This is a genomic window from Mammaliicoccus sp. B-M6 (assembly GCF_022386965.1).
GTDB lineage: Bacteria > Bacillota > Bacilli > Staphylococcales > Staphylococcaceae > Mammaliicoccus > Mammaliicoccus sciuri_A.
Window position 1 is genome coordinate 45932 of record NZ_JAJNHJ010000009.1, and the last position, 22158, is coordinate 68089.

General features: G+C 32.7%; 26 protein-coding genes. 18 read left to right on the forward strand and 8 right to left on the reverse strand.

Annotated features, from left to right (window positions below; all coding sequences use genetic code 11):
* Positions 1 to 38 precede the first annotated feature (38 nt).
* Both LQ693_RS05085 and LQ693_RS05090 read right to left on the reverse strand, forming a co-directional pair.
* Positions 39 to 707 (reverse strand): deoxynucleoside kinase, encoded by a 669-nt coding sequence (locus tag LQ693_RS05085; protein WP_025904877.1) that lies wholly within the window; start codon positions 705 to 707, stop codon positions 39 to 41.
* Positions 697 to 1311, reverse strand: a complete 615-nt coding sequence (locus LQ693_RS05090) for a deoxynucleoside kinase (protein WP_037589930.1) — start codon at positions 1309 to 1311, stop codon at positions 697 to 699. The genes LQ693_RS05085 and LQ693_RS05090 overlap by 11 nt, the downstream gene beginning before the upstream one ends.
* An 83-nt stretch (positions 1312 to 1394) precedes the next feature.
* Between LQ693_RS05090 and tadA the strand changes: the two genes are divergently transcribed.
* From tadA to LQ693_RS05105, 3 genes are all read left to right on the forward strand, one after another.
* Positions 1395 to 1862, forward strand: coding sequence for a tRNA adenosine(34) deaminase TadA (gene tadA / locus LQ693_RS05095; RefSeq protein ID WP_037559967.1), 468 nt, complete (start codon positions 1395 to 1397; stop codon positions 1860 to 1862).
* A gap of 59 nt (positions 1863 to 1921) precedes the next feature.
* Complete coding sequence (locus tag LQ693_RS05100) at positions 1922 to 2791, forward strand: Cof-type HAD-IIB family hydrolase (protein ID WP_025904880.1); 870 nt, start codon at positions 1922 to 1924, stop codon at positions 2789 to 2791.
* A 104-nt stretch (positions 2792 to 2895) separates the two neighbouring features.
* Positions 2896 to 3474, forward strand: a complete 579-nt coding sequence (locus LQ693_RS05105) for an NADPH-dependent FMN reductase (protein ID WP_025904881.1) — start codon at positions 2896 to 2898, stop codon at positions 3472 to 3474.
* Positions 3475 to 3633: 159 nt separating this feature from the next.
* Here the strand turns inward: LQ693_RS05105 and folE2 are convergent, their stop codons facing one another.
* The 4 genes from folE2 to LQ693_RS05125 form a co-directional block, all read right to left on the reverse strand.
* Positions 3634 to 4512 (reverse strand): GTP cyclohydrolase FolE2, encoded by an 879-nt coding sequence (gene folE2, locus LQ693_RS05110; protein ID WP_025904882.1) that lies wholly within the window; start codon positions 4510 to 4512, stop codon positions 3634 to 3636.
* An 18-nt stretch (positions 4513 to 4530) separates the two neighbouring features.
* Positions 4531 to 5199 carry a bacillithiol biosynthesis deacetylase BshB2 gene (gene bshB2, locus LQ693_RS05115; RefSeq protein ID WP_025904883.1) on the reverse strand — a complete coding sequence of 223 codons (669 nt, stop codon included), beginning with the start codon at positions 5197 to 5199 and terminating at the stop codon, positions 4531 to 4533.
* A 12-nt stretch (positions 5200 to 5211) separates the two neighbouring features.
* A complete protein-coding gene (locus tag LQ693_RS05120) occupies positions 5212 to 5571 on the reverse strand; it encodes a YojF family protein (protein ID WP_025904884.1) in 360 nt (119 codons plus the stop codon).
* A gap of 77 nt (positions 5572 to 5648) precedes the next feature.
* On the reverse strand, positions 5649 to 6455 hold the full coding sequence (locus LQ693_RS05125; protein ID WP_025904885.1) for a MurR/RpiR family transcriptional regulator: 807 nt from the start codon (positions 6453 to 6455) through the stop codon (positions 5649 to 5651).
* Between the two features lie 125 nt (positions 6456 to 6580).
* Between LQ693_RS05125 and LQ693_RS05130 the strand changes: the two genes are divergently transcribed.
* The 6 genes from LQ693_RS05130 to LQ693_RS05155 all read left to right on the forward strand — a co-directional run bounded on the left by LQ693_RS05130 (position 6581) and on the right by LQ693_RS05155 (position 12018).
* Positions 6581 to 8116, forward strand: coding sequence for a PTS transporter subunit EIIC (locus LQ693_RS05130; protein WP_107572786.1), 1536 nt, complete (start codon positions 6581 to 6583; stop codon positions 8114 to 8116).
* Positions 8117 to 8131: 15 nt separating this feature from the next.
* A complete protein-coding gene (locus LQ693_RS05135; RefSeq protein ID WP_025904887.1) occupies positions 8132 to 8800 on the forward strand; it encodes an N-acetylmannosamine-6-phosphate 2-epimerase in 669 nt (222 codons plus the stop codon).
* A 2-nt stretch (positions 8801 to 8802) separates the two neighbouring features.
* Positions 8803 to 9543 (forward strand): glucosamine-6-phosphate deaminase, encoded by a 741-nt coding sequence (gene nagB, locus LQ693_RS05140; RefSeq protein ID WP_107572787.1) that lies wholly within the window; start codon positions 8803 to 8805, stop codon positions 9541 to 9543.
* A 104-nt stretch (positions 9544 to 9647) separates the two neighbouring features.
* Positions 9648 to 9986, forward strand: coding sequence for a hypothetical protein (locus LQ693_RS05145; protein ID WP_232157687.1), 339 nt, complete (start codon positions 9648 to 9650; stop codon positions 9984 to 9986).
* A gap of 540 nt (positions 9987 to 10526) precedes the next feature.
* Positions 10527 to 11366, forward strand: a complete 840-nt coding sequence (locus LQ693_RS05150; RefSeq protein ID WP_232151886.1) for an ABC transporter ATP-binding protein — start codon at positions 10527 to 10529, stop codon at positions 11364 to 11366.
* 1 nt (position 11367) lies between these two features.
* Positions 11368 to 12018: an ABC-2 transporter permease gene (locus LQ693_RS05155; protein WP_107596549.1), complete on the forward strand. Its 651-nt coding sequence runs from the start codon at positions 11368 to 11370 to the stop codon at positions 12016 to 12018.
* A 619-nt stretch (positions 12019 to 12637) separates the two neighbouring features.
* Here the strand turns inward: LQ693_RS05155 and thiD are convergent.
* Positions 12638 to 13468, reverse strand: coding sequence for a bifunctional hydroxymethylpyrimidine kinase/phosphomethylpyrimidine kinase (gene thiD / locus LQ693_RS05160; RefSeq protein WP_025904890.1), 831 nt, complete (start codon positions 13466 to 13468; stop codon positions 12638 to 12640).
* Positions 13469 to 13582: 114 nt separating this feature from the next.
* On the opposite strand from thiD, the gene LQ693_RS05165 reads away from it, so the two are divergent.
* The 5 genes from LQ693_RS05165 (at position 13583) to gltS (ending at position 17908) form a co-directional block, all read left to right on the forward strand.
* On the forward strand, positions 13583 to 14239 hold the full coding sequence (locus LQ693_RS05165; protein ID WP_107634239.1) for a uracil-DNA glycosylase: 657 nt from the start codon (positions 13583 to 13585) through the stop codon (positions 14237 to 14239).
* Complete coding sequence (locus tag LQ693_RS05170; protein WP_107634238.1) at positions 14239 to 14574, forward strand: DUF5327 family protein; 336 nt, start codon at positions 14239 to 14241, stop codon at positions 14572 to 14574. The genes LQ693_RS05165 and LQ693_RS05170 overlap by 1 nt, the downstream gene beginning before the upstream one ends.
* Before the next feature lie 20 nt (positions 14575 to 14594).
* Positions 14595 to 14957, forward strand: coding sequence for a DUF423 domain-containing protein (locus LQ693_RS05175; protein WP_107634237.1), 363 nt, complete (start codon positions 14595 to 14597; stop codon positions 14955 to 14957).
* 50 nt (positions 14958 to 15007) lie between these two features.
* Entirely contained in the window at positions 15008 to 16486 is a 1479-nt protein-coding gene (locus LQ693_RS05180) for an APC family permease (RefSeq protein ID WP_239703105.1), read from the forward strand.
* 213 nt (positions 16487 to 16699) lie between these two features.
* Complete coding sequence (gene gltS / locus LQ693_RS05185) at positions 16700 to 17908, forward strand: sodium/glutamate symporter (RefSeq protein WP_107565239.1); 1209 nt, start codon at positions 16700 to 16702, stop codon at positions 17906 to 17908.
* A gap of 161 nt (positions 17909 to 18069) precedes the next feature.
* On the opposite strand, the gene hemQ is transcribed toward gltS, so the two are convergent.
* The gene (gene hemQ / locus LQ693_RS05190; RefSeq protein WP_107565240.1) at positions 18070 to 18822 is read right to left on the reverse strand and encodes a hydrogen peroxide-dependent heme synthase; all 753 of its coding nucleotides are present in this window, start codon (positions 18820 to 18822) and stop codon (positions 18070 to 18072) included.
* A 196-nt stretch (positions 18823 to 19018) separates the two neighbouring features.
* Here hemQ and LQ693_RS05195 point away from each other — a divergent pair, with 196 nt between their 5' ends.
* The 4 genes from LQ693_RS05195 to LQ693_RS05210 are packed head-to-tail and all read left to right on the forward strand — an operon-like array spanning position 19019 to position 22153.
* Positions 19019 to 19741 (forward strand): methionine ABC transporter ATP-binding protein, encoded by a 723-nt coding sequence (locus LQ693_RS05195; RefSeq protein ID WP_119489250.1) that lies wholly within the window; start codon positions 19019 to 19021, stop codon positions 19739 to 19741.
* The gene (gene emtB / locus LQ693_RS05200) at positions 19738 to 20409 is read left to right on the forward strand and encodes a metal ABC transporter permease EmtB (RefSeq protein ID WP_103361272.1); all 672 of its coding nucleotides are present in this window, start codon (positions 19738 to 19740) and stop codon (positions 20407 to 20409) included. Before LQ693_RS05195 ends, emtB begins: the two co-directional genes overlap by 4 nt.
* A 7-nt stretch (positions 20410 to 20416) precedes the next feature.
* On the forward strand, positions 20417 to 21223 hold the full coding sequence (locus tag LQ693_RS05205; RefSeq protein ID WP_119489252.1) for a MetQ/NlpA family ABC transporter substrate-binding protein: 807 nt from the start codon (positions 20417 to 20419) through the stop codon (positions 21221 to 21223).
* 21 nt (positions 21224 to 21244) lie between these two features.
* Positions 21245 to 22153, forward strand: coding sequence for an ABC transporter substrate-binding protein (locus tag LQ693_RS05210; RefSeq protein WP_119489254.1), 909 nt, complete (start codon positions 21245 to 21247; stop codon positions 22151 to 22153).
* Positions 22154 to 22158: the final 5 nt, after the last annotated feature.

The following is a 22158-nucleotide window of genomic DNA, read 5'->3' on the forward strand; positions in this document are numbered from 1 at the left end:
ATAAATATGCTAATAACAGCATGTTTATGGCCTTTTTATTATTTCACGCGTGTATCGATTGAACGGTGTGTTTCAATGACATGCGCAATTTTATCTATAATATGGTTAATGGAATCTGGATCTTCGTATAAGTCATAGTCGTTAATATTTACACGTACAACTGGACATTCTGTAAAGTTATTAATCCAATTATCGTAACGTGAGAATAATTTTTTCCAGTATGCTTCATCTGTTTCAATTTCCATTTGACGTCCACGTCTTTGGATACGTTGGATAACATCATTATAGTCACATTCTAAATAGATTAATGCATCAGGTTTAGGGAAGTAAGGTGTCATAACCATTGCTTCAAATAATTCTCTATACGTCGCATAATCTTCTTCCGTCATTGTGCCTTGTTCTTCGTGCATTTTAGCAAATATATCAACGTCTTCATATATTGAACGGTCTTGGATAAATCCGCCACCATATTCGAACATTCTCTTTTGTTCTTTAAAGCGTTCTGCTAAAAAGTAAATTTGTAGATGGAAACTCCAACGTTCGAAGTCGTGATAAAATTTTTCTAAATAAGGGTTGTTATCGACTTTTTCAAAAGAAGTCTTGAAGTTTAGTCGTTCGCTAAGTGCTTGTGTTAAAGATGATTTTCCAACACCAACAGTACCAGCAATTGTGATGATAGCATCATTTGGTATGACTTTATTTGTCATGTATAATCTCTCCAATCAAAGGTTGTAATAAGTTTAAGACTTGTTGATAATCTGCGGTGTTATTCACGAAATCTAAATGAGAAGTATCGATTTGAATGGCATCAATTTCATTTTTTACTTCTTCATAAAATTGATTATAGTCACGTTTAAGTTGAGCTAAATAATCATTTTCAATTTGAGTTTCGTATGATCTATTTCGATGGGCAATTCGTTGTTGAAGTACTTCGAGGGATGCATCGAGAAAGATAATTTGGTCAGGCATGCGAATATCTTCAGTTAAGATATCATAAATTCTACTAAATTTATCAAATTCAGTTTCATTTAATGTGTTTTTAGCGAAAATCTTATTTTTAAAGATATGATAGTCGCTCACAATACCGTTAATATTTTCTAAATCGGTTAACTGTTTGTAACGATGACACAAGAAGAACATTTCGGTTTGAAAGCTCCACTTAGAAATATCGTCATAAAAATCACTTAAGTATGGATTCTCATCAACAATTTCAAATTCTTCAGTGTAATGGAGCGCTTCAGCAAGCTTTTTCGTTAAAGAGCTTTTCCCGACGCCGATAGGTCCTTCAATTGCGATAAAGGTTTTTTTCATATATATCTCTCCAGATGTTAAAATAGACATACCTATTCTATCACAAATTAAACGGAGTGAAATGTGACGTGCATGAAAAATATATGAAACTTGCAATTGAAGAAGCAAAAAAAGCTTGGGCTATGGATGAAGTACCGATTGGCGCAATAATTGTTTATAAAAATGAAGTAATTGGCAGAGGGCATAATTTAAGAGAACATGATCAAAGTCCTGTAGCGCATGCTGAGATGATTGCGATACAAGAAGCGGCCAAGCATCTTAATTCATGGCGTCTTGAAGAGACAACATTATATGCCACGTTAGAGCCTTGTGTGATGTGTTCAGGCGCTATTGTTATGAGTAGAATTCCTCATGTCGTTTACGGCGCGACAGATTTAAAAGGCGGTTGTAGTGGTAGCTTAATGAATTTAATTGAAGATACACGCTTCAATCATCGTTCTACAGTTGAAAGAGGGATACTCGAACAAGAATGTGGTGACATGTTACGAACATTTTTTAAGGAAAAAAGGATTTTAAAAAAACAAATTAAGCAGAATAATACAGATTCATAGAGATTATTACTGTTATTTGTTAAAATTTATGTTGAATATAAAGAAAAGAGGTTACTTTCATGATTAAGTTAATCGCAACAGATATGGATGGTACTTTATTAAACGCTGCACATGAAGTTTCTAATGAAAATTATGAAGCAATAAAGTATGCACAATCTAAAGGGATAACTGTCGTTATAGCTACGGGTAGAGCATTTTATGAAGCAAACAGTCCAATTGAAAAAACAGATTTAACATTACCATATATTTGTTTGAATGGTGCAGAAGTAAGGGATGAAGAATTCAACATCGTTCATACATCTAAATTAACACGTCCATTAATCAACAAAATCACAGGCGTCTTAAATAAAGAAGATATTTATTATCAAGTATATACAAACTTTGGTATATATACAGAAGACCCAGAAAAAGATTTAGAAATCTACGTTGATATCGCTGAAAAAGCTGGTCAAAAAGCAGATGTTAAAAAAATTCGTGCCAACATTCAAAGTAGAATTGACAACGGTACTTTAAAAACGGTTGATAGCTACGATGAAATCAAAAATAGACCAGGCGAAATCATTTTGAAAATATTAGCATTCGCGAGTGACTTATCTAAAATTGATAGAGCCAAAGCTGAAATTTCAGAATCAAAAAGCTTAGCTGTATCTTCATCATCAAGAGGGAATATCGAAATTACGCATTCAGATGCTCAAAAAGGTATTGCTTTAGAAGAAATCGCAAATCAATTAAACATCCCAATGTCAGATGTAATGGCAATTGGTGATAATTTAAATGACGTTTCTATGTTAGAAAAAGCAGGCTATGCAGTTGCCATGGAAAATGGTGCACCCGAAGTTAAAGAGATAGCAGATTATGTTACAGACACTAATGAACACAGTGGTGTAGGTAAAGCGATTATACATGCACTCAAAGATTATGACCGCTAAAACATCGTCCAAAAGAATGATTTTTCTATAAATTTAAATTCATAGTTTTTTTGTATGTTATAATGGTCCGTAATGATAATCATTAAAATTTTGAGGTGACAACATTGAAAGTATTACTTATTGTAGGTAGCGCAAAACAATATTCACATACACATGCATTAGCACAATTTGTTCGAGGTAATTTAGAAGAACAAGGTGCAGAAGTAACATTGGTTGATTTATATGATAAACCAATACCGTTTTTAGATGTATCAGGCAAGCATTTAAATGACGAACGCGTTAAAGATAATGTAAATGAATTACGTGAGAAAGCTGAAGAAGCCGATGCAATAATTATCGGTACACCAAATTATCACGGTTCATATTCAGGTATACTGAAAAATGCATTAGATCATTTAACGATGGATCAATTTAAAATGAAACCTGTTGGCTTAATATGTAACAGTGGTGGTATGCGCAGTACAGAACCATTATCACATTTACGTATTATTATGAGAAACTTATTAGGTATTGCAGTACCAGTTCAAATCTCAACACAAGATGCAGATTATGGTAAAACAGAAGACGGCACATATTATGTAGATGTAGATGATATTAAATTACGCGTTAAATTATTTACAGAACAAATCACAAAATTAATACAAAATAACCCATGGATTGAAACAGAAGAAGTAAATTCATAATAAGAGGAGAGCAACAGCTTAGGCTGTTGCTCTTTTCTTTATAGAGAATGGTGGAAATGTCGGGATGGGAGTGGGAAATATGGACCGATACGAAAAATTAACGGTCCACAACCCCAAAAAAAGGACCGACTTTATACGTCGGTCCGTTCTCTATTTAAATTACTTAGTATATTTTAATCTTGCGAATGCGTCGTGTTGATGTATAGATTCTTCGTTTCGGCATTCGATTTCGAATCCTTGAATCCATTCTAATTCTACTAAATCAGCTGCTACTAATCTAATTAAATCTTCTACAAATCTTGGATTCTCATATGCTCTTTCTGTTACAGCTTTTTCGTCAGTTCGTTTCAAGATTGGATATAGCATTGAACTTGCGTTAGCCTCCATACCGTCTAATACAATATCTTTGTAGTTATCTGGTAGGCTTACTTCTGGATCTAAATCAATTAGGACTGTGATGATACCACGCTGATTATGAGCAGAGTATTCACTAATTTCTTTAGAACATGGGCATAACGTTGTTACAGGTACTTCTATACCTAAAGATTTCTTTATTATTTTATCTTCTGAAACGGATAAGATATATCTAATATCTGCATGACCGACTGCCTTTTGGTTTGTAACTGGGCTAAAGCGGTTAAAGAACCATTTTGCTGTTACATTTACTGATGCAGTATTTTGAATCATTGCAGTTTGTAGTGTATTTAATAATGTTGTTAGATGATCGAAATCTAGTTTTACACCGTTATCATAATGTTTTTCAACACTTTCGATAATACGGCTCATATTAATACCTTTTTCGTCTTGATTTAAACTAGTTGAAAATTCGAAGTTTCCAACTGTTTGAAAATCATCAATTCTTACAGGGTAAATTAAGTTCTTGATACCAACATGTTCAATTTCGAACAGGAAATCTTTCTTAGAGCTTTGTAAATCAGGCATCTTTTCTTTTTCAGTTGGTTTCGTACCTTTAATAGGGTCAACTGAACCGAAATATTTCCAGCGCGCTTCACGTGTTGATAAATCTAATTGTGTCATTCACATTGCCTCCACTATCTATTCAATATGATATGTCCAGAAATGTTCTGTCTTCATCCACATATCTTTAGCTGCTTCACCTTCTTGAGTATTTGAAGCAAGGTTTTGTAACATTGGACCTGTTTGAGACGCATGAGCTTGAAGGACCTTCATCTTGCGTTCTTCATATCCAGTAATATCTATATTAATATCCGGTTCTCCTAAATCGCTGTATGTGTCATTACTAAATGCCACAAGGTGTAATTTAGGTCTTGCTGATGCTTCCATACGACTGACTGTTCTTACAACTGATTCTGCAGTTGCTTCATGGTCAGGGTGAACGGAATAACCAGGATAGAATGAAATAATCAATGATGGGTTAAGTTCATCTATTAATGATTTTACCATATTATCTAATTCATCTTTAGGTTCAAATTCGATTGTTTTATCTCTATAGCCCATTTTTCTTAAATCTGTGATACCGATCGCTTCAGCTGCTGCATCTAATTCACGTTCTCTTATAAATGGTAAAGATTCACGTGTAGCAAAAGGTGGGTTACCTAGGTTACGGCCCATCTGTCCTAACGTTAAACATGCGTAAGTTACTGGTGTACCATTGTCCACGAACTTACTTAATGTACCAGATGTTCCAAATGCTTCGTCGTCTGGATGTGGAAAAATAACTAATACTTGTCTTTCGTCATTCATTGTATTCACCTCTTAATCCTTGAAAGGATTGCTACTAATTTCTAAAGTTGCAGCAAGTTGTCCTTCATAATTTAGTCCCGCTATTAATAGTTCGTTATTTTCAGTTACTTCATAATGTGTTAATCCTTGAACATAAACCCAACCATTGTTGTCTAATTTTAAACCAACACGATAAGGTTCTTTATTACCGCCCGTTAAATGTGCGTGTGTAAAAGTAACTTGAATATTTCTTAAAAATGTACCAGCATTAAATACTTTGCTATCAAAATGGTTTGCATAAGCACCATTTGTTGTTTCTACATGGAGATAAACTGGCTTATTTTCATATTCCGATATTAGTGATTGTACTTGATCTACTTGAATTAATTCCATGCCTTTCACTCCTCATAGTATATACTTTACTATTCTACTAAATTCTTGAGTAAATTTATATACATTCTGCTCACAAGTTATGATTTATTGTCTTGAAGTATGACATCTCTCGTATGCTGATAAAGATTCATATTATCTTGGCGCTCTAACAACATATAACTGACCACATCAATCAAGAAATGTGCTGAAATTTGTGTATTAATGAATTGTCTATCGTTCACTCTCGTTTGATCAATCGTCATGATGACAATGTCAGAATAAGCAGTCAGCTCACTGCCAGCATAGTTTGTAATCGCAATAACAGTTGCCCCTTGAGATTTCGCAATTTTCGCAGCATTAATCAGTTCTTCTGTCTTGCCACTATTAGAAAAAGCAATTAACGCATCATTTCTATTTAATAGCGAAGCGCCAATTTTCATTTGATGCGCATCAGTTACAGAACTTCCAGCTATGCCCATTCTCATCGTTCGATAATAGAATTCAGTTGCCGTTAAACCAGAACTTCCTAAACCTGCAAAAAGCGTTTGTCGGCTATTGGTCAATATATCAATCAGTTGATTAATTTTATCATTAGATATAAATTCTCCTGTTTGTTGTATAAGCGTTTGATGATATTCGTGGATTCTTTTAATGAGTGGAACGTTTTGAATATCTGTCTTCTCATAAGTTTGTTGAATATTGAACTTCATATCTTGAAAATGTTGATAGTTCAATTTATGACTAAATCTTGTAATGCTAGAAGTTGATACACCAATTGCATAAGCTAAAGAAGTAATTGTTGAAAAATGATCGCCAACTGGATGATCGAGTATAAATCTAGCAATCTTTTCATCGGACTTTGTGAAAAGGTATGAAAATTGTTGAATACGATTTTCAAAATTCATGAAGGACACCTCAATTTATAGAATAAATAACATTATAATTGAAAATATTTTTCAAAACAATTAATAAAGTTGACTGTAATTTTCGTGGTGTTATATTTAGGATAAATAGGGAGGTAGGTGTTCGAATGAGTAAAATTTTTGATAAAGCACAGCAATTCGGGAAATCATTTATGTTACCCATAGCAATTTTACCTGCAGCAGGGTTGTTATTAGGTATAGGTGGTGCTTTAAGTAATCCAAACACAATTAAAGCATATCCGATTTTAGACGTAGATTTATTACAGTATATATTTATTTTGATGTCATCAGCGGGGAATATCGTTTTTGCGAATTTACCAGTATTATTCGCAATCGGGGTTGCGATAGGCTTAGCAAGAAGTGATAAAGGTACAGCAGGTTTAGCAGCAATGTTAGGATTCTTAATTATGAATGCGACGATGAACGCATTATTAACGATTACGGATAATGTTGCAGCACCAGAAGCATTAGCTAAAGCAGGACAAGGTATGGTACTAGGTATTCAAACTGTCGAAACAGGTGTGTTCGGTGGGATTATCGTCGGTATTATGACTGCCATGCTACACAATAAATATAACAAAATCACATTGCCACCGTTCTTAGGGTTCTTTGGTGGATCGAGATTTGTACCGATTGTAACGTCAATTGCGTCAATCGTACTAGGTGTTATTTTGTTCTTTGTTTGGCCAACGATTCAAGGTTGGATATTTAATGCGGGTGGTCTTGTTAATAAAACAGGTGTCATCGGGACGTTTATTTATGGATTTATATTACGTATGCTTGGGCCATTTGGCTTACATCATATATTCTACTTACCATTCTGGCAAACTGCACTTGGTGGTACGATGGAAATCAACGGGAAAATCATACAAGGGACTCAAAATATCTTCTTCGCACAATTAGGAGATGCAGATTTAACACATTATTATTCAGGTATTTCAAGATACATGTCTGGTCGCTTTATAACAATGATGTTCGGATTGCTTGGTGCAGCTTTAGCAATTTACCACACAGCTAAACCAGAGAAGAAAAAAGTAGTAGGTGGCTTAATGCTTTCTGCAGCATTAACATCATTCTTAACAGGTATTACAGAACCACTTGAATTTAGTTTCTTATTCATTGCTCCAGTATTATATGTTATCCATGCAATATTTGATGGTTTAGCATTTATGATGGCTGACATATTTAACATCACTGTCGGTCAAACCTTTAGTGGCGGATTCATTGATTATATCCTCTTCGGTGTGTTACAAGGGAATAGTAAGACGAACTATTTATTAGTCATTCCGATCGGTATAGTTTGGTTCTTCTTATACTATGTGACTTTTAGATTTTTAATTACGAAATTTAACTTTAAGACACCAGGACGTGAAGATAGTGAAGCGGTTCAAACTGTTGAAGCAAGTGAACGTGCCGAAACAATCATTAAAGGTTTAGGTGGAAAAGAAAACATAGATACAGTCGATTGTTGCGCAACAAGATTACGTGTAACGATTAATGATGAGCATTTGTTCAACGAAGATCTCATTAAGACGACAGAATCAAGAGGTATCGTCAAAAAAGGAACGGGTATTCAAATTATTTATGGTCCACATGTTACGACTATAAAAAATGAAGTAGAAGAAGCGTTAGAAAATCAATAAGGAGTGTTTTTATAAATGTTACCACAAGGATTAATCGTGTCATGTCAGGCTTTACCGGATGAACCATTACATTCATCTTTTATTATGAGTAAGATGGCGTTAGCTGCATCTCAAGCAGGTGCTAAAGGTATTAGAGCGAATACGAAAGAAGATATTATCGCTATTAAAGAAGAAGTTGATTTACCGGTAATCGGAATAGTAAAACGTGATTATGAAGGTTCAAAAGTATTTATCACAGCAACTTCAAAAGAAGTCGATGAATTAATTGAAAGTGGTTGTGAAGTTATTGCTTTAGATGCAACTAAACAAGAAAGACCTAAAGAGTCACTTGAAGAACTTGTTTCATATATTAGAGAGCATGCACCAAATGTTGAAATTATGGCAGATGTCTCTGATTTAGAAGAAGCTATTCAGGCTGATAAATTAGGATTCGACTATGTTGGTACAACTTTAAGAGGTTATACAGAATATACAAAAGGTCATGTATTATACGAAAATGATTTTCAATTTTTAAAAGATGTATTAGATAATGTTAACGCAAAAGTAATCGCAGAAGGAAATGTTATTACACCTGAAATGTTTAAACGCGTAACAGATTTAGGTGTACATTGTACAGTCGTTGGCGGCGCTATTACGAGACCTTTAGAAATAGCGAAAAGATTTATAAAAGAAATAGAGGGATAATTATGCAAATCATGAATTTAGGATCTAAAGAGGAAGCATGCCATTATGTTGCGAATGAGTTATTAAAGCAAATTATTTCAAATAAAAAAAGTGTGCTTGGATTAGCAACTGGTGGAACGATGGTTCGTGTATACGAACAACTTGTGAACTTGATTAGAATTAATGAAATTGATTTGAGTGAAATCACGACATTTAATTTAGATGAGTATATTGGCATCGATTATGATCATCCAGAAAGTTACTACACATATATGCATGACGTACTCTTTAATCATTTACCATCTTGGAACGAATCGCGTATACATTTACCAAACGGTTCAGCAGAGGATTTAGATGCAGAAACGAAACGTTATGAAGCATTATTAGATCAAGAAGGACCAATAGATGTTCAAATTCTTGGTATTGGAGAAAATGGACATATAGGTTTCAATGAACCAGGCACTTCATTTGATAGTGTGACAAGTATTGTTGATTTAACAGAGTCTACAATAGAAGCGAATAGTAGATATTTTGAAACAATTGAAGAAGTACCAGAACAAGCTATTTCTATGGGTATTCAATCTATTATGAAAGCTAAACGTATAATTCTATTAGCTTATGGACCGAAGAAAGCAGAAGCGATTAAACGATTATTAACAGGTGACATAACAACAGACTTACCAGCATCTGTTTTGTATAATCATCCTAATGTAGAAGTTATACTAGATAATAATGCGTATTTAAGGGAAGAAGACGACATTTAGAGTAATAAGTCATAGTAAAAATTCACTTGAATGATGATACTCTTTAAAGTACAATTACAACTGAGATTAGCCTCAAGAAATGGCGGGTGGAATTATTGGAAACAATGCGCATTTCATTTAACGATGAAGCGGTTTTAGATTATTGTAATATAATGGGATATCAGTACTATGAAGAAGTGCCAGTTCAATACTTATTAAGCGTACTTCGAGAGTTTAATAGTTTTAAGCCATTTATGAGAAATGATACAAAACTTAAACAAATTAAAAGTGAGTTTGAACAGACAGAACGTATCATGACATTAGAAAATTACATCGCAGAATTAGAATGTTTAAATGAAACTAAAGAGGGAGATAATGCATTTTATCAATATCAAATGACATTATTTAAGAACCGCAAAGAAGTGGCAAAAGTCACAGCGGAATTTAGTATCATGCAATCATAATAAAGAGCTGTACGCATGTGCGTATCGTAATGAATGGAGCCGAGACAAGAAACGTTGTCTCGGCTTTTGCTTATATTTGGGGATTGGTTGTGAGAATTTCATGTGATGAGCTTGTTGTTATGAGCAGTTTTGGCTACGCAATCGTGATGATAAGTAAAATAGGCGACTAGCCAACATAAATAAAACCTCACTACTCATAATAGTGAGGGGATTGGTGCATATATGCACGAACTCTTGTTAAAAAGAGTAACATCATATTGAAGAAAAATACAAAATAATGAGATAAATTAAATGTGCATTGTTCATTATTAAATATATAAAAATCAGTAAAACCACAATCAATTTTTATTATATTTTTCATAATAATCCCTCCGAGATATTATTGATGTTTTATTTATAATTATAATTATTTTAGTCAATATTATAATTATATTTACACTATTTTAATATTAAAATAGTTTACAAATATATGAAATTGTGTGAAGATTGTGTTAATAATAACTATTTGTGCCAAATTTTATTTGTTAGAGAGGAAAAATGATGGTCTTACTAAAAGTTGAAAATCTTAGTAAAAGTATAGATAATAAAAAAATTTTAGATAATTTGAATTTTGAAATTAATGAAGGTGAAATTGTAGGGTTTATAGGTGAAAATGGAGCTGGCAAATCTACAACATTTAAAACTTTGTTAAACCTTATTTCAAAAGATGAAGGATTAGTTTTGTTTTTTAACGAAGATTTAGATTTAAATATAAATTTAAAGAATAAAATAGGAACAGTCTTTGATGCTATTAATTTACCATCAGACTTGACTGCTAAACAACTAAATAATGTCTTTCAAGAAATATTCAGTGAATGGAATCAAAATGAGTATTTTGATTTACTTAAAGAATTTGATTTACCTTTAAATAAAAAAGTATCCACTTTATCACGGGGAATGTCTATGAAGCTCTCAGTTTCAATCTCAATGGCTCATAATGCCAAAGTTTTACTATTAGATGAAGCAACAGGAGGTTTAGATCCTGTCTCAAGAAATAAGCTTCTTGAAAAATTACAAGTCTATAATGAAATAAACAATGGAGCTATTTTGTTATCTTCTCATATACTAGGGGATGTTCAAAAGATAGCAACACACTTAATTATTTTAAAAAAAGGTAAAATAATTTTGAAAGATAGTAAAGAGAATATTATGCAAAATTATGCAGTTGTAGAGGTCGAAGATTCAAATATTGTTGAGAAAAATATAATTATTTATCAAACCACTTTACATAACAATAAGAAAAAAATACTAATTTCAGATAGATCTAATATACCTAAAAACATAGAGTATAAAGCCATTGATTTAGAGGAAATGGTTTTATTACTAACAGGGGGGGAGTAAAATGAAAGGTTTATTACTTACAAACTACTACTTAGTACATAGAAGTGTCTTGTCTTATATATTTATCGCTAGTTTAGTTGCTTTTGTATTACTTTGGTTCTCATCAGAAAAATCATTACCAATAGCTATAATGATTATTTTATTATTAACTTCATTACCTTCTTTAGAAATAATAAAGAAAGAAAATAGTTCTGGATATGATAGATATGTTTTAACTCTACCTGTCAGTAAAAAAAATATAGTAACTAGTCATTATATTTTTTATTTTGTTAATTCCAGTATAGGAGTTATTGTATCATTTTTTATATTTTTTGTTTACGACAATTTTTTTGTAAAAGAGGAAAATTTAAAATTTTTAGATTCTGCAAGTTTAGGGATATTTATTGTACTATTTGGAGGTAGTTTAGTATTCCCACTTTTGTACTTATTAGGTCCAGAAAAATCAGATGCTATTGTTATCGGCGGAGGTATGATCGGGCTATTATTTGTTTTTATTATTCAAGAATTAATTAAACAATTTCAAAAAATATTCCCATTAATACTTAAAGATACACACTTTATAATACCTATGATTTATATATTTTTAGGAATAATTATATATTTAGTATCGTACTATGTATCTAGAATTATATATTTAAAAAAAGAGTTTTAGAAAGGTGATTGTTATGAAGGATAATACTTTATATAATTTTATTTAAAACCAGGTATAGATTTTTTGAAAAAATGATATGTACGTTATTCTGAATCTGAAAACTCGAAATTCTAAAAGGAACTATCATTTTTACTTAGCTGAAGATAAAAATGGTCAATATTTTGATCATGGAGATGATATATTACTTTTATCTTAAAATGTTAATGCGTGGTATAAAATCGAATAAATTGCTATTAATAAACTCTAGATTTATTAATATTCATACCAATATCTGAAAAGATAAAATCATTTTTCTTTTTTGTTTTAGTATTCATTATTTATACACTTATAGTTTGGTGTTTTTAGAAGCAGTTTTGGTTGAAGGTGCAAATAGTGAGTGCCATGTTTACAGTTGTTACGAGTTTTGTAACTAAGGCGGTCCATAGTAACATTTCGGCCGAGTTTTGTAATTAACGCCCCCGTTATGAACAAGTTTGGTCAGAAGTGTTCACAACGCTCGCTGTATCCTCCCGATACCTCCATAACTAACACCAATCCAGCATCCCCACAAAAAAATGCCAACAAAGTCTAAGACCTTGTCGACATTATGAAGCTGTACGCACATGCGTACAGCTTTTTATTATACTTCTTCAGTATATACTTCTATTTTTTCGATACGGTTTGAAGCGCCGTGATCTACTGGACCTACGAAGTCGTTCATTTTCCAACCGTTTTTAATAGCTGATGCTACGAATGCTTTTGCATGTATGATTGCATCTTCTGGTGATTCGCCGTTTGCTAAGTTAGCTGTTGTTGCTGCTGCGAATGTACAACCTGCACCGTGGTTATAACTTGATTGGAATTTATCTGTTGATAATAGGACATGCTTTTGTCCGTCATAATATAAGTCATAAGCTTTATCTGATTCTAAAGCTTTTCCACCTTTAATGACAACATATTGTGCACCAAGTTCGTGGATTTTTTCTGCTGCTTTTTTCATATCATCAATTGAAGTTAGTTTACCTAAACCTGATAGTTGACCTGCTTCAAATAAATTTGGTGTAACGACTGTTGCTTTTGGTAATAGTTCTTTAATCATTGCATCAGTATTTCCCGGGTTAAGTACTTCGTCTTCACCTTTACATACCATTACAGGGTCAACTACGAAAATTTCAGCGTCTGCTTCGTCATATGTTTGACGTGCACGTTTAATAATTTCTTCAGAACCAAGCATACCTGTTTTAATTGCATCTGGTCCGATTGAAATAGCTGTGTTTAATTGTTTATCTAGTAAATCAAGAGGTAATGGTGTTACGTCGTGTGACCATGTTTGTGGGTCCATTGTAACGACTGCTGTTAATGCAACCATTCCATATGTGTCATGCTCTTGGAATGTCTTTAAATCTGCTTGCATTCCAGCTCCAGCACTTGTGTCTGATCCTGCTATTGTTAAGACTTTTTTTAATGCCATTGATGATTCCTCCCAATAATTCATATATTTTATCATATCACGTTTTTTAATTGTAAAAAATAGTTATGACCTTTTCTTGAGTGCTATGTTATCATTTTTATTGAGGTGAATAATATGGATTGGCAACAAATATTTCATAAAATAAAATCTGAACATGATTTTTCTGAAATGGAGTCATTTTTAGAAGAAGCATATAAAAGTAAGACGATTTATCCTGATAGAGAAAATATTTATCAAGCATTTGATTTAACACCTTTAGATCATGTGAAAGTGGTTATTCTCGGGCAAGATCCTTATCATGGTCCGAATCAAGCGCATGGCTTAGCTTTTTCAGTACAACCAGACGCAAAATTCCCACCTTCATTAAGAAATATTTATAAAGAATTAGAAGACGATATAGGTTGTAAGAGAACGACACCTCACTTGCAAGATTGGGCTAATGAAGGTGTATTACTTTTAAACACCGTCTTAACAGTAGAAGCACATCAAGCACATTCACATAAAAATATTGGCTGGGAAATATTCACGGATGAAATTATTAAACATGTTTCCAGTGAATTAGAAGATGTTGTGTTTATACTTTGGGGTAAACCTGCACAATCTAAGATCAAGCTTATTGATACAGAACGCCATCATATTATACAATCTGTACATCCAAGTCCATTATCGGCTTATAGAGGATTCTTTGGGTCTAAATCATTTAGTAAGACGAATGAATATCTTATTGAGAGTGGTAAAGAACCCATTAATTGGTGTGGAGGTGACATTTAATGATAAGTAGATCACAATTAATTGCTGCAATAGAAGAAGAACTTGTCGCTGCTGACAATGCTTCAACAAATGAAGTCTTTAATCGTCACATGCATGCCATTCATACGTTAAGTGGATTGGTAGATAAAGAAGACGATTTAACGCACGATATTAAAGTAGAACAAAATATTTCTTCAACACCTAAACCAACACCAAAAGCAAAACCACAAATTTCAGATGAAGAAATTAGAAAAATGGGTGGTAAAGTGAGTAACGCACCATCTGTAAATAAAACAGACAATCAATTAACAACAGATGATGGTATAGGTAACGGAGATTCAATATTTGATTTTTAAATAAGAAAGGGAGATAACAAATGAAATTATTTATTATAATAGGTGCAATTAATGCAATGATCGCTGTAGCAGCAGGTGCATTTGGCGCACATGGTTTAGAAAATAAATTATCGACTAAATACTTAGATATATGGGGTAAAGCAACAACATACCAAATGTATCATGCACTCGGTTTAATTTTAATTGGTATTATTTCGGGCACAACATCTATCAGTTTAAACGTAGCTGGATGGTTGATGACATTTGGCATAGTATTCTTTAGTGGTTCATTATATGTACTTGCTGTAACTCAAATTAAAATACTTGGCGCTATTACACCAATTGGCGGCGTGTTATTTATAGCAAGTTGGTTATTACTCGTAATTGCTGTTTGGAAAATTTAATTAAAGGTTAATTACGTTTCACGAAAATTAAAAATAAGGGTGGAACATGTATGGCTAGGAAAAAGAAAGATTTATCAAGAGGAAATTTAGATCAGAACTTATCAGAAAAATTTGTATGGGCCATTGCTTACGGCTCAAGTATAGGTTGGGGTGCATTTATCCTACCAGGTGACTGGATTAGTCAGGCTGGTCCATTAGGCGCTTCAATCGGTATATTTATCGGGGCATTATTGATGATTGTTATTGCCGTTAGTTACGGTGCATTAGTTGAAAAGTTCCCAGTATCAGGTGGTGCTTTTGCATTCGGATACTTAGGATTCGGTAAATATGTATCATTCTTCTCATCATGGTTTTTAACTTTTGGATATATTTGTATCGTTGCTTTAAATGCCTCAGCATTTAGTTTGCTTTTTAAATTTATTATGCCGGGATTTTTAGAACAAGGTAAATTATATACAGTAGCAGGTTGGGATGTGTACATAACTGAAATTATACTATCTTCACTTATATTGTTAATATTTGCTTGGATAAGTATAAAAGGTTCTAGTTTTTCAGGAAGTCTGCAATATATATTCTGTGTGATATTAGCAGTTGTTGTCATACTTTTATTTGCAGGATCATTTTTCACGCATGATTTTTCATTCTCAAATCTTAAGCCTGTTGTCAATAATGACATGGGTTGGCTTGCCTCAATTGTTGTAATTCTGGCAGTTGCACCATGGGCATATGTAGGCTTTGATAATATTCCGCAAACGGCAGAAGAATTTAACTTTTCACCAAGTAAGACGTTCAAGTTAATCGTATTTAGTTTGATCGCATCAGCGCTTACTTATGTGATGATGATACTTTTAACAAGTTGGTTGTTTAAAGATGCATCATCTGTAGGTGGAGATTTATGGGTGACAGGTTCAGTCGTTCAAGAAGCCTTCTCGTTTGTTGGTTTAGCCGTATTAATCGTCGCAATATTGATGGGGATATTCACAGGATTGAACGGATTCTTTATGAGTTCAAGTAGATTGTTATTCTCTATGGGTAGAGCATCTGTTATGCCAAGCGTCTTTAAAAAGTTACACCCAAAATATAATACACCGTATATTAGTATTATATTTATTTTAGTATTGGCACTCGCTGCACCATGGTTAGGTAGAACAGCATTAACATGGATTGTAGATATGTCATCAACAGGTGTTTCAATCGCTTATTTCATAACATGTTTATCAGCATTCAAACTATTTTCATACGATAAACGAAGCATGATGTATCATCCAAAATACAAAACATTTGCGATTATCGGTGCAATTATCGCTGGTATATTCTTAGGCTTATTACTTGTCCCAGGATCACCAGCAAGTTTATCATTACCTTCTTATATCGCTTTGTTCATTTGGTTAGTGCTTGGTATTGTATTCTTTATGATAAGATACCCATCACTTAAGAAAATGACGAACGATGAACTAAACTATTTAGTATTAGATAAGACACAAGAAGAAATGATAGACTTAGAAGCCAAAACAGAAGTGAAAAAATAAATAAATAGTAAACCAAACTAGCGAGAGACGCTAGTCTGGTTTTTTAGTTGTTGTTATTTTGCAATTAAAGAAATTTGTATAATAATCTTTTTGTGAATTTATTTTATTTCGTATTTATAGAAGGTGGCATTCTTTACTCAAGATAAGTATAATGTTCATCAGTGTTTGAAAACGATTTCTATATAAAAATATAAGGTTTTAGGGGGAACGATGATGTTACAGTTTGATGCTGTCACAACTTTAGCTATAGCATGTGTCTTACTTTTATTAGGTGAGGGTATTGTAAATAAAGTTTCTATATTGAGACGTTTATGTATTCCTGCGCCAGTAATTGGTGGCTTGTTATTTGCTATTGTAGTTGCTATTTTACAATCATTAAATGTCATTACAATTAAATTAGATTCTGATTTTCTACAGGACTTCTTTATGTTGGCATTCTTTACAACAATAGGTTTAGGTGCTTCATTAAAATTATTAAAACTTGGTGGAAAAGTACTAATTTTATATTTTATTTTTTGCGGAATTTTAGCATTTTGTCAAAATGTAATCGGTGTTTCATTATCTAAAGTGTTAAATATACCACCACTACTTGGCTTAACTGCAGGATCAATGTCCATGGAAGGTGGTCATGGTAATGCAGCGGCATACGGTAAGACATTAGAATCATTAGGTGTAGACTCTGCGCTAACAGCGGCACTTGCAGCAGCGACATTAGGACTTGTTGCAGGTGGATTAATAGGTGGTCCTGTGGTTCGATATTTAATTAAAAAGTTTGATTTGAAACCAGGAGATGCTAAAGATACAGGTATTGATTTTAGTGAAGTGGGATATAACGAGAACTTACATAGTAGAATGAACCCTACAACAGTATTTATTGTTCAATTTACAATTATTGCAGTATGTATGGCGATTGGTACATATATTGGAGATGGATTTACGAATTTAACAGGAATAAATATTCCGGTTTATGTTGGGGCAATGTTTGTAGCAGTGATCATAAGAAATATTTCTGATTACGGAAACTTAAACATTATTGATATGAAAATTACTAACCAAGTGAGTGATGTTTCATTAAGTTTATTCTTATCAATTGCGTTAATGAGTATTAAATTAACAGAAATTTATCAATTGGCGCTGCCGTTAACAATTATTGTATTAGTACAAATTGTATTTATCGTACTATTCTCAGTATTTGTCGTGTTTAGAGGACTGGGTAAAAATTATGATGCAGCAGTTATGATAGGCGGATTTATCGGACATGGACTTGGCGCAACACCAAATGCCATGGCTAACTTAGATGTTATAACTAAAAAATTCGGTGCATCACCAAAAGCATATTTAGTAGTCCCAGTAGTTGGAGCCTTCCTAATAGATTTACTAGGCGTACCAATTGTTACATTATTCATCAATATATTTAGTTAAATATAGTTGGCAATGAGATAGAGGCTGGGATATTGTATTATGTCCCAGCCTTAATTAATATTCTGGACCGATAAATAAAAATATCGGCCTGTAAATCAACATCATTAGCACTCAAAATATGAAGAGCCTGGAACTTTACTCAGTTCCAGGCTCTTTCTATATTATTTCAATTTAAAGAATGTATCTAATTCATCAATATTTAATATATTACCTACATAGAATGCTCCGAAGTCACCATATCTTGCTGATACTTCGTCGAAACGCATTTCATAGATTAATTTCTTGAATTGTAACATGTCATCACTGAATAATGTTACGCCCCATTCGTAATCGTCTAGTCCTACTGAACCTGTAATAAATTGTTTTACTTTACCTGCATAACTACGTCCGATTAAACCGTGTGAGCGCATTAGGCTACGTCTATGATCCATATCTAACATATACCAGTTGTCTTCGCCGTCACGTCTTTTATCCATTGGGTAGAAACATACGTACTCTGAACGTGGTACTTCTGGATATAATCTTGCTTTAACATGTGGGTTTTCGTATGGATCTTCGTTAGAGTCACCTGCAAGATAGTTTGAAAGTTCTACGATTGATACGTATGAATATGTTGGAATTAAGAAGTCGCTAATATCTAACTTGTTAAATTCATTTTCTAATGCGTTTAATTGTTTAACGTCTGGTCTTAAGAACCATAACATTAAGTCTGCTTTTTGGCCTGTTATGTTATAGAAAGCATGAGAACCTTCTTTACTATTATGAACTGTTTCCAACGCTTCAAGGAAAGTCTTGAATTCGCTGATCATTGTGTTTCGATCTTCTTCAGGTACAGTTTTTAAGCTTGCCCAATCAATTGCATAAAATAAATGTAAGCTGTACCAACCATCTAATGTTTTTGCTGCTTCGTTCATTTTACTTTCGCTCCTTTTAGAAAAGATATCTTCATTACAAGTCTATCATACTAGATAAGGTTGAAAGGACTCAACTTTTTACATTGTTGTGAAAGAAAGAATACTTAAATGTATTAATTGATATTGATTATCGATTTCAATTATTAGATAATGAAAATAGATTCCCTTTTTAAAATAATTTTACAGGAGTATAAAGTTGTATAAATTAGAAAATGTTTCAAAAAAATATAATGACAATTTTGCTATAAAAGATTTTTCTTTAACGATAGAACCAGGATCTGTTACAGGTATTGTCGGCAAAAGTGGTTCGGGAAAGTCGACGTTACTGAGATTACTGAATTTAATAGAACAACCAACAGAAGGGCGCATTGTTTTTGACGGGAAAGATACAGAAGCATTATCAAAGCGTGTTGTAAGGAAGTATAAAGAAAAAATAGGCATGGTATTTCAAAATTATAATTTGTTGAATAATCTTAATGTTGAGCAAAATATCGCTTTGCCTTTAAAAATTATTAATCAGCAAGATAATGCAAAAGTAGATGAATTAATAGGGTTTGTAGGGTTAAATGATAAAAAGGATTATTATCCAGCACAATTATCCGGTGGTGAGAAACAACGTGTTGCATTAGCAAGAGCGCTCGTACGAAATCCGGATATTTTATTGTGTGATGAGGCGACAAGTAGTTTAGATGAACATAACACAGAAATCATCATTAAGATGTTGAAGAAAGTGAATAAAGCATACAACATTACGATTATTTTTGTAACGCATGAATTAAGTGTTGTTAAACAATTATGTGAAAAAGTATGTGTTATGGAGGACGGTCAATTGTTAGAGGTTATGGATAATAAAGTAGTAAGTGTAGAAAGAAATACGAATTCTTATTTAGAGAATGTTAGGCAGAGTTTAGAAGAATGACATTTTTAGAGAAGATAAATTACTACTTACCAGAATTGATTCAGTCCTTACAAGAAACGTGCATCATGTTAGGTTATTCCATGCTTATCACTTTGCTAGTTGGACTACCTCTAGGCATCGCATTATTTTTATCAAACCCAAGTATTAAAGCGTTAAATATCAATTATTATTGGTCATTTAATTTCTTAATTACATTTATACGTTCATTCCCGTACTTACTATTTGTAATCAGTTTAATCCCACTTACACGCATGATTTTAGGGAGTGCGTTTGGTCCATACCCATCGATTATCCCTTTAAGTATTGTAGGTATTGCGATATTTTCAAGGTTGGTTGAGCAAGTATTATTAGATATTCCTGGTGATATTAAAGTCTTAGCAGAATCTCTAGGTGCCTCAATATATAAATATATATGGAATTTCATATTAGTTGAATCACGTAGCGGCATTATATTGGCATATACAACGACGACAGTAAGCATGGTGTCTTATTCAACAGTCATGGGTATTGTTGGCGGTGGTGGAATAGGTGATTTCGCAATCAGATACGGTTACCAAAGTTATGAAAATGAAATCATGTATTTCTCAATCATCATCATCATTATCAGTGTATTTATCATACAAATGTTAGGAAACTTTATAGCTCAAAAAATAGATAAAAGAAAGTAGTGTAGAAATGAAAAAAAGTTTATTTGTTATGTTATTAATGTTAAGCATTATCATCGCAGGCTGTGGCGCGAATAAAAAAGATAACGAAGACAAAGTTATTAAAGTAGCTTCTCAAGCACCACCAATGACAGACGTTGTTAAACAAGCAGCAAAAGAAGCTAAAAAGGACGGCTGGGAAATTAAACTTGTCCAAGTGAATGACAACGTTGCTTATAACGATATGGTAAGTAGTAAAGAAGCAGATGCAAGTTTCTCGCAACATAAACCATTTATGGAAAAATACAACTCAGAACGTAAAGCAAATTTAGTCGCAATCCAACCGATTTATGATGCAAAAGTTGGTTTTTATTCTAAAAAATATAAAGACATCAATGACATTCCAAAAGGTACAAAAGTAGCAATACCAAATGATATTTCAAATGAAGGTAGAGCGTTAGCGATTCTTGAAGAACAAGGTCTTATTAAATTGAAGGACGGCGTTGGTGTAAATGGCACTACGAAAGATATCGTCGAAAACCCTAAAGATTTCAAATGGTTGAAAGTAGACTTACTGAACTTAGCAGAAACTTATAGTGAAAAAGATGTATCACTTGTTTATAACTATCCAACTTATATTTCTAAAATTGGCTTAAAACCTGCTGACGCATTGTTCTTAGAAAAAAACATTGATTCACGATTCTCAATTCAACTCGTTGCAAGAGAAGATAATAAAGACTCAGAAAAAATTAAAGAATTACATAAAGTTATGAAAAGTGATGCAGTTAAAAAATATCTAAAAGAAAAACATGAAGATACGTTAATTCCATCATTTTAAAATAAAATAAGAGGTGTAGAAATGAAAAAATTATTAAGTTTTGTATTATGTTTAGCGTTATTGTTAGCAGCATGTGGTAATAACAACGAAGCATCAAGTAGTAAAAGTGACAGTAAAGAACGAACATTTACGACTGAAGGCGGCGAAAAAGTAAAAATCCCTAAAAATCCAAAGCGTATTCTATTACTGACAGCTAACTATGGTAACTTGAAAAAATTAGGTGTAGAACCAGTAGCGATCACAAGTGTATTCCCGGATTCTAAATATTTAGATATAGAAGACGTTAAGAAAATAGATCCAGAAGATGTTGAAGCGGCAGCGAAGCTTAAACCAGATTTAATCGTAACGTATAAAGAAAATAAAAATAATAATAAACTTTCAAAAATAGCACCAACTGTATCACTAAAAGTACAAGACACAGATTATAAACAAACACATATCGAATACGGTAAATTAGTGAACAAAGAAGAAAAAGCTAAAAAACAAGCAGACGAACTATCAGATAAACTTTTAAAAGACGGTAAAGAAATTAAAAAACATATCGGAGCAGATAAAACAGCTTCAATTATGGACGTACAAGCTAAAGATATTTATCAGTTCGGCGCAAGATTCGGTAGAGGTAGTGACGCACTATTCGATGGTTTCAAATTAAAAGAAGATCCAGAAGCTAAAAAAGCAATGCCAAAAGAAAAATTCATGAAAGTACCTCAAGAAAAATTTAACGATTATTCAGGAGACTACTTATTTATACCAACAAAAGACGGTAAAAAACCAAATAATGAATTTACAAATTCAACTATATGGAAAAATAATAAAGCAGTTAAAAACAATAACGTCATTTATTACACAAGTAATGAAGCATTATACGGAGATTTAATCTCAGTAGAGAAACAAGCAGAAACATTTAAGAAAGAACTATTAAAAAAATAAAGTAA

Excerpts from the sequence above, each read along its gene's own strand:
- LQ693_RS05150 (WP_232151886.1), top strand. The coding sequence starts at position 10,527 with ATGGTCTTACTAAAAGTTGAAAATCTTAGTAAAAGTATAGATAATAAA.
- tadA (WP_037559967.1), top strand. The coding sequence starts at position 1,395 with ATGAAACTTGCAATTGAAGAAGCAAAAAAAGCTTGGGCTATGGATGAA.
- emtB (WP_103361272.1), top strand. The coding sequence starts at position 19,738 with ATGACATTTTTAGAGAAGATAAATTACTACTTACCAGAATTGATTCAG.
- LQ693_RS05135 (WP_025904887.1), top strand. The coding sequence starts at position 8,132 with ATGTTACCACAAGGATTAATCGTGTCATGTCAGGCTTTACCGGATGAA.
- LQ693_RS05155 (WP_107596549.1), top strand. The coding sequence starts at position 11,368 with ATGAAAGGTTTATTACTTACAAACTACTACTTAGTACATAGAAGTGTC.
- bshB2 (WP_025904883.1), bottom strand. The coding sequence starts at position 5,199 with ATGAATGACGAAAGACAAGTATTAGTTATTTTTCCACATCCAGACGAC.
- LQ693_RS05165 (WP_107634239.1), top strand. The coding sequence starts at position 13,583 with ATGGATTGGCAACAAATATTTCATAAAATAAAATCTGAACATGATTTT.
- hemQ (WP_107565240.1), bottom strand. The coding sequence starts at position 18,822 with ATGAACGAAGCAGCAAAAACATTAGATGGTTGGTACAGCTTACATTTA.
- LQ693_RS05210 (WP_119489254.1), top strand. The coding sequence starts at position 21,245 with ATGAAAAAATTATTAAGTTTTGTATTATGTTTAGCGTTATTGTTAGCA.
- LQ693_RS05090 (WP_037589930.1), bottom strand. The coding sequence starts at position 1,311 with ATGAAAAAAACCTTTATCGCAATTGAAGGACCTATCGGCGTCGGGAAA.
- thiD (WP_025904890.1), bottom strand. The coding sequence starts at position 13,468 with ATGGCATTAAAAAAAGTCTTAACAATAGCAGGATCAGACACAAGTGCT.
- LQ693_RS05145 (WP_232157687.1), top strand. The coding sequence starts at position 9,648 with ATGCGCATTTCATTTAACGATGAAGCGGTTTTAGATTATTGTAATATA.
- LQ693_RS05120 (WP_025904884.1), bottom strand. The coding sequence starts at position 5,571 with ATGGAATTAATTCAAGTAGATCAAGTACAATCACTAATATCGGAATAT.
- folE2 (WP_025904882.1), bottom strand. The coding sequence starts at position 4,512 with ATGACACAATTAGATTTATCAACACGTGAAGCGCGCTGGAAATATTTC.
- LQ693_RS05180 (WP_239703105.1), top strand. The coding sequence starts at position 15,008 with ATGGCTAGGAAAAAGAAAGATTTATCAAGAGGAAATTTAGATCAGAAC.
- gltS (WP_107565239.1), top strand. The coding sequence starts at position 16,700 with ATGTTACAGTTTGATGCTGTCACAACTTTAGCTATAGCATGTGTCTTA.
- LQ693_RS05130 (WP_107572786.1), top strand. The coding sequence starts at position 6,581 with ATGAGTAAAATTTTTGATAAAGCACAGCAATTCGGGAAATCATTTATG.
- LQ693_RS05125 (WP_025904885.1), bottom strand. The coding sequence starts at position 6,455 with ATGAATTTTGAAAATCGTATTCAACAATTTTCATACCTTTTCACAAAG.
- LQ693_RS05170 (WP_107634238.1), top strand. The coding sequence starts at position 14,239 with ATGATAAGTAGATCACAATTAATTGCTGCAATAGAAGAAGAACTTGTC.
- LQ693_RS05085 (WP_025904877.1), bottom strand. The coding sequence starts at position 707 with ATGACAAATAAAGTCATACCAAATGATGCTATCATCACAATTGCTGGT.
- LQ693_RS05100 (WP_025904880.1), top strand. The coding sequence starts at position 1,922 with ATGATTAAGTTAATCGCAACAGATATGGATGGTACTTTATTAAACGCT.
- nagB (WP_107572787.1), top strand. The coding sequence starts at position 8,803 with ATGCAAATCATGAATTTAGGATCTAAAGAGGAAGCATGCCATTATGTT.
- LQ693_RS05205 (WP_119489252.1), top strand. The coding sequence starts at position 20,417 with ATGAAAAAAAGTTTATTTGTTATGTTATTAATGTTAAGCATTATCATC.
- LQ693_RS05175 (WP_107634237.1), top strand. The coding sequence starts at position 14,595 with ATGAAATTATTTATTATAATAGGTGCAATTAATGCAATGATCGCTGTA.